1 protein-coding gene is annotated in these 3,763 nt (G+C 69.8%); it reads left to right on the top strand.

Features of this window, described 5'->3' with window-relative positions; genetic code table 11:
- The first annotated feature begins 189 nt into the window (after positions 1 to 189).
- Positions 190 to 3,000, top strand: a complete 2,811-nt coding sequence (locus J5O08_RS20390) for an aconitate hydratase (protein WP_308281752.1) — start codon at positions 190 to 192, stop codon at positions 2,998 to 3,000.
- Positions 3,001 to 3,763: the final 763 nt, after the last annotated feature.

Here is a 3,763-nt window from a genome sequence, read left to right as displayed (position 1 = left end):
GGCCCGGCGCGCCCGTCGACCCCGGCGCGCCGGGCCGCGCGGGCGCCGCGACGCGCAGGGCCGCGTCGGGGTAGGATGTATCTCGACATCAAGATACTTCGGCGGACGAGCCCGGGCACCAGGCCCCGGGGCGCCCGTCTCCCAGCGGCCGTCCCCCAGCGGCCGGACTCGCCAACGAAGGAGCCAGAAGTGAGCAGCGTCGACAGCTTCGGGTCGAAGGCCCGGCTGCAGGTCGGGGACGACACCTACGAGATCTTCCGGCTGGACGCGGTCCCCGGGACGGAGAAGCTGCCGTACAGCCTCAAGGTGCTCGCCGAGAACCTGCTGCGGACCGAGGACGGCGCGAACATCACCGCCGACCACGTCCGCGCTCTCGCCGGGTGGGACCCGTCCGCCGAGCCGGACACCGAGATCCAGTTCACGCCCGCCCGCGTGATCATGCAGGACTTCACCGGCGTGCCCTGCGTCGTCGACCTCGCCACCATGCGCGAGGCCATGGCCGACCTGGGCGGCGACCCGACCCGGATCAACCCGCTCGCGCCCGCCGAGCTGGTCATCGACCACTCCGTGCAGATCGACGTGTTCGGGCGCGAGGACGCGTTCCGCCGCAACGTCGAGATCGAGTACCAGCGCAACCACGAGCGCTACCAGTTCCTGCGCTGGGGCCAGACCGCGTTCGACGACTTCAAGGTCGTCCCGCCGGGCACCGGCATCGTGCACCAGGTCAACATCGAGTACCTGGCGCGCGGCATCATGACGCGTGAGGTCGACGGGGCGCTGCGCGCCTACCCGGACACCTGCGTCGGCACCGACTCGCACACCACGATGGTCAACGGCCTGGGCGTGCTCGGCTGGGGCGTCGGCGGCATCGAGGCCGAGGCGGCCATGCTCGGCCAGCCCGTCTCGATGCTCATCCCGCGCGTCGTCGGCTTCAAGCTCACCGGCTCGATCCCGTCCGGCGTGACCGCGACCGACGTGGTGCTCACCATCACGCAGCAGCTGCGCCAGCACGGCGTCGTCGGCAAGTTCGTCGAGTTCTACGGCGAGGGCGTCGCCCAGGTGCCGCTCGCGAACCGCGCCACCATCGGCAACATGTCGCCGGAGTTCGGCTCCACCTGCGCGATCTTCCCGATCGACGACGTCACGCTCGACTACCTCCGCCTGACCGGCCGCTCCGAGCAGCAGCTCGCGCTCGTCGAGGCGTACGCGAAGGAGCAGGGACTCTGGCACGACCCGTCGCGCGAGCCGGCGTACTCGGAGTACCTCGAGCTCGACCTCGGCACCGTCGTCCCGTCGATCGCCGGCCCGAAGCGCCCGCAGGACCGCATCGAGCTGTCCGAGGCCAAGGAGTCGTTCGCGACGTCGATCCTCGACTACGTGTCCGACGCCGAGAAGGCGCCGTTCACCGGGCTGGACGAGTCCGTGGACGAGACGTTCCCCGCCTCCGACCCGATCGCGGCGGGGGAGCACACCGACTCCTCGGACGCGCCGGCCCACGTCGCCGCGGGCGACTCGGCCCGCCGTCCGCACCGGCGCGTGCCGGTGACGCTGGCGGACGGCACCACGACCGAGCTCGACCACGGCGCCGTGGTGATCGCGTCGATCACCTCGTGCACCAACACGTCGAACCCGTCGGTCATGCTCGCCGCGGCGCTGCTCGCGCGGAAGGCCGTCGAGCGCGGCCTCACCTCGCAGCCGTGGGTCAAGACGTCGATGGCCCCGGGCTCCCAGGTCGTGACGAACTACTACGAGAAGGCCGGCCTCTGGCCCTACCTCGAGAAGCTCGGCTTCCACCTGGTCGGGTACGGATGCGCCACCTGCATCGGCAACTCGGGCCCGCTGCCCGAAGAGGTCTCGGCCGTCGTCAACGAGCACGACCTGTCCGTGGTGTCGGTGCTCTCCGGCAACCGGAACTTCGAGGGCCGCATCAACCCCGACGTGAAGATGAACTACCTGGCGTCCCCGCCGCTGGTCATCGCCTACGCGCTCGCCGGGACGATGGACTTCGACTTCGACAACCAGCCGCTCGGCACCGACACCGACGGGAAGCCGGTGTTCCTCGCGGACATCTGGCCCACCCCGGAGGAGGTCCAGGCGACCATCGACGCGAGCATCGACCGCTCGATGTTCGAGTCCGACTACGCCGACGTCTTCGCGGGCGACGAGCGCTGGCGCGCCCTGGACACCCCGGAGGGCGACACGTTCGCCTGGGACGGCGGGTCCACCTACGTGCGCAAGCCCCCGTACTTCGACGGCATGGCCGCGGAGCCGGCGCCCGTCGTCGACGTCACCGGGGCGCGGGTCCTCGCCAAGCTCGGCGACTCGGTCACCACCGACCACATCAGCCCCGCGGGGTCGATCAAGGCGGACAGCCCGGCCGGGCAGTACCTCGCCGAGCACGGCGTCGAGCGCCGGGACTTCAACTCCTACGGGTCCCGCCGCGGCAACCACGAGGTGATGATCCGCGGCACGTTCGCCAACATCCGGCTCCGGAACCAGCTGGTGCCGGGCGTCGAGGGCGGCTACACGGTGAACCACCTGTCCGGCGAGCAGACGTCGATCTACGACGCCGCGCAGGCGTACGCCGAGGCCGGCGTGCCGCTCGTCATCCTGGGCGGCAAGGAGTACGGCTCCGGCTCGTCACGCGACTGGGCGGCCAAGGGCACGGCGCTCCTGGGCGTCAAGGCCGTCATCACCGAGTCGTTCGAGCGGATCCACCGGTCGAACCTCATCGGCATGGGCGTCCTCCCGCTGCAGTTCCCGGCGGGGGAGTCGGCCGACTCGCTCGGCCTGGACGGCACCGAGACGTTCGACATCGCCGGCGTGGCGGCGCTGAACGAGGGCACGACGCCCCGGACCGTGCGCGTCACGGCCACCAAGGGCGACGGTTCGGTCGTGGAGTTCGACGCGGTCGTGCGTATCGACACCCCCGGTGAGGCGGACTACTACCGGAACGGCGGCATCCTGCAGTACGTGCTCCGGTCGCTCGTCGCGGCCTGACGCACCGCGCGTCGACGACGCCCCCGTCGCCTGTTCGCGCAGGTGACGGGGGCGTCGTGCTGCCCGGGGCGGGGGCGTCGGGCCCGGAGTTGACGGCGGAGGGCTCCGCGCGTAATGTTCTCCGAGCTGCCCGGACGGGAGGCACGGACTTCGAGGCTCGACCCGAAGGCCGGTCCCGCAGGCAGCCACCCCCCGGTACGTGCTCCAGGCGCCTCGTTGCGTCCGGTTCGTCGTGCCGGACCGGGCCTCCCGTGGCGCAATGTCGTGTGAATCACGCACAAGGCACTCCGGAAAGCCTGGTAGTGTTCTCCAGGTCGAAAGCGGTGAAGAGATTCACCGAAAACGACCGCCAGAACATCTGGTAGAGTTTCGGAACGTCGGATCCGCTCGGAAGGGCGGATCGGACAGGAAAGAAGCTCTGGTAGAGTTTAGGAACGCGAAGGAACGCCGGAAGGCGCGAAAAAGCGGGCCAGGAACTCTGGTAGATTGGAACCGAGCCTCCGGCCGGACGCCCTTCACGAGGGTGGACGGGGGATGCGCGTCTGTTCTTTGAGAACTCAACAGTGTGCCTAGTAGTTGATGCCAAGATGGTTCATCGGCTCGGGTGGCCGCCCTCAGTCTGGGGGTGGTTGTTCGGTGTCGGTGGGTCTTGGTTGATACGGAAGTCGTTCCCGACCCCGTCGGGTGGCTTCTTTAGCAGCCGAATTGACTGATCCTCGCTCGCCAGCGGGTGGGGGTCGTTTCGTGTGTCGGTGGATCGCCG

The sequence above is a fragment of the Cellulomonas sp. PS-H5 genome, from assembly GCF_019265565.1.
Taxonomy (GTDB): Bacteria; Actinomycetota; Actinomycetes; order Actinomycetales; family Cellulomonadaceae; genus Cellulomonas.
Note: the sequence above shows the minus strand (reverse complement) of the source record. Positions and strands in the feature narration are given on the sequence as shown.